The following is a 2,763-nucleotide window of genomic DNA, read 5'->3' as shown; positions in this document are numbered from 1 at the left end:
GCAGTTCGGGGTCGAGTTCGGGTCCGCCGGGCACGGTGCCGTCGGCGAGCCAGGCGGCGATGGTCTCGGGGTGGGCGGCCACGTCGATCAGGTGGCGTACGGCGATCAGCCGCAGGCCGGGGTGGTCGCCGTCCTCGGTGCGGCGCAGCAGGTCGCGGCAGAGGGAGGTGAGGGTGGTCAGGGCGGCCGGCCGGTGGGCCGGGGCGAGGTACTGGTCGGCGAGCTGGCCGGCGGCGAACGCGAGGACGCCCTGGGCGATGGCGAGGTCGGTCTCGCGGGGCAGGTGGGCGCGGGCGGTCTCCAGGTAGGCGGCGGGCGGGAGGTCACCGTCGCGTACGGCGTCCCTGAGGGCGTTCCAGACGACCGCGCGGGTGAGCGGGTCGGGCAGTCCGGACAGTCCGGTGCGCAGGGCCTCGAAGGAGGCGGCGTCGAAGCGGATCTTGGCGTAGGTGATGTCGCCGTCGTTGAGGACGACCAGCGCGGGGCGCTTGCCGATGGGCTGCGGGCCGGTTCGCGGCAGGTCGAGGTCGATGCGCTCGCGCAGCACCAGCCGGCCCTCGTCGGCGATGTCGTGGTCGTACAGTCCGGCGCAGAGGCGGTGCGGGCGGCTGCCCGCGTGGTCGACGGTCAGCGCGCAGGTGCCGCCGGCGGCGGTGATCGCCGGGGTGAGGGTGTCGACGCCGGTGGTGCGCAGCCAGCTGTCGGCCCAGGCGGCCACGTCGCGGTCGGTGGCCGAGGCGAGGGAGTCGATGAAGTCGGCGAGGGTGGCGTTGCCGAACTTGTGCCGGGCGAAGTGGGTGTTGATGCCGGCGAGGAAGTCCTTCTCGCCGAGCCAGGCGGCGAGCTGGCGCAGCGCGGAGGCGCCCTTGGCGTAGGAGATGCCGTCGAAGTTGAGCAGGGCGGAGGCCGTGTCGTCGACGTGGTCGGGGGCGACCGGGTGGGTGGTGGGGCGCTGGTCGGCGTCGTAGCCCCAGGCCTTGCGGGTGACGCCGAACTCGGTCCAGGGGCCGGTGAAGCGGGTGGCCTCGGCGGTGGTCTGGTAGCCCATGTACTCGGCGAAGGACTCGTTCAGCCAGATGTCGTCCCACCACTTGAGGGTGACGAGGTCGCCGAACCACATGTGGGCCATCTCGTGTGCGATGACCATGGCGCGGGACTGCCGTTCGGTGTCGGTGACGGCGGAGCGGTAGACGAACTCGTCGCGGAAGGTGACCAGGCCCGGGTTCTCCATGGCGCCCGCGTTGAACTCGGGGACGAACGCCTGGTCGTAGGAGTCGAAGGGGTAGGGCTCCTCGAACTTCTCGTGGTAGCGGTCGAAGCACGCGCGCGTGATGTCGAGGATCTCGTCGGCGTCGAGGTGGGGGGCGAGGGAGCGGCGGCAGTGGACGCCGAAGGGCAGCCCGCGGTGTTCGGTGCGCACCGAGTGCCAGGGGCCGGCGGCGACGGCGACCAGGTAGGTGGAGATCGGCGGGGTGGGCGCGGCCTGCCAGACGCCGTCGCCGTGGCGGGTGGTGACGCTGTTGGCGAGGACGGTCCAGCCTTCGGGGGCCGTGACGCGGACCTCGAAGACGGCCTTCAGGTCGGGCTGGTCGAAGGCGGCGAAGACGCGCTGCACGTCGTCCATGAACAGCTGGGTGTAGACGTACGTCTCGCCGTCGCCGGGGTCGGTGAAGCGGTGCATGCCCTCGCCGGTGCGGGAGTAGCGCATGGCGGCGTGGACGCGCAGCTCGTGCTCGCCGGCGGTGAGGTTCTTCAGCGACAGCCGGTTCCCGGTGAGCGAGCCGGTGTCGAGCGGCTGTCCGTCGAGCGTGACGCCGTGCAGCTCGGCAGGCTTCAACTCGACGAACGTGTCCCCGTCGAACCGGGTGGTGAACCGGATCGCGGTACGGGAGTCGAAGGTCTCGTCGCCGGTGGTGAGGTCGAGTTCGACCGTGTACCGGTGGACGTCGAGGATCTCTGCTCGGAGCTGCGCTTCATCGCGCGTGAGTACGGACATGGAGGCCATGCTGCCTGATGCCGCCGACAGCGCACAGGGGCGGACCGGTACATCGGTCCCGGCCCCTGCGCGCGCCCGGTCCGGACGCTTCCCCCCGGCGCCCTGGGCGGTGCCCGGTCAGTGCCCGGCCGGTGCGTCGTGCGCCGGTTGCCCGCTCTGGGCGTTCTCGGCGATCCGCTCGTGGTGCCGGATCACCTCGGCGATGATGAAATTGAGGAATTTCTCGGCGAAGGCCGGGTCGAGCTTGGCGTTCTCGGCGAGCAGGCGCAGCCGGGCGATCTGCCGGGCCTCGCGGGACGGGTCGGCGGGCGGCAGCCGGTGCTGCGCCTTGAGCCGGCCGACCTGCTGGGTGGCCTTGAAGCGCTCGGCGAGCATGTGGACGACGGCCGCGTCGATGTTGTCGATGCTCTCGCGCAGCCGCTCCAGTTCCTGGCGGACCTCGGGGTCGATGGCATCGGTGCCGGTGTTGCTGGTCGTCATGAGGGCCAACCCTATGCGCTGCGCGGGCCGCGTCGAGGAGGTGTCCGAGGACTGGATCAGCGGCGGATCGCCGGGGTCGGGGACGCGGTCGCTCCAGCCGCCGGGCACGGTACGGCCCTGCCGGGCGCGGAAGCGTACCGGGGCGAGGCCGACGCGCCGGGTGAACAGCCGGGAGAAGTAGGCGGGGTCGTCGTAGCCGACGCGGCGGGCGACGGCGGCGACGGGCAGCTCGGTGGTGGCGAGGAGTTCCTTGGCCCGGCCGAGGCGGATGCCGAGCAGGTAGTCCT

Annotated in this window: 2 protein-coding genes and 1 pseudogene; all 3 read right to left on the bottom strand. The window is 72.1% G+C overall.

Annotation, left to right across the window (positions count from 1 at the left end):
- Nucleotides 1–1,996: aminopeptidase N (pepN, locus tag H5J33_RS30045; RefSeq protein ID WP_181797940.1), on the bottom strand; the 1,996-nt coding region annotated here is incomplete at its 3' end.
- Nucleotides 1,997–2,113: 117 nt separating this feature from the next.
- Entirely contained in the window at nucleotides 2,114–2,476 is a 363-nt protein-coding gene (locus H5J33_RS37910; protein WP_258565492.1) for a chorismate mutase, read from the bottom strand.
- A gap of 180 nt (nucleotides 2,477–2,656) precedes the next feature.
- Nucleotides 2,657–2,704, bottom strand: a pseudogene (locus H5J33_RS37905) (hypothetical protein); the annotation flags it as partial.
- Nucleotides 2,705–2,763: the final 59 nt, after the last annotated feature.

Source organism: Streptomyces sp. WELS2 (genome assembly GCF_013870595.1).
Taxonomy (GTDB): Bacteria; Actinomycetota; Actinomycetes; order Streptomycetales; family Streptomycetaceae; genus Streptomyces.
Note: the sequence above shows the minus strand (reverse complement) of the source record. Positions and strands in the feature narration are given on the sequence as shown.

What these genes read in the sequence shown, in the direction of transcription:
- H5J33_RS37910 (WP_258565492.1), bottom strand. Translation starts at nt 2,476, where the DNA reads ATGACGACCAGCAACACCGGCACCGATGCCATCGACCCCGAGGTCCGC.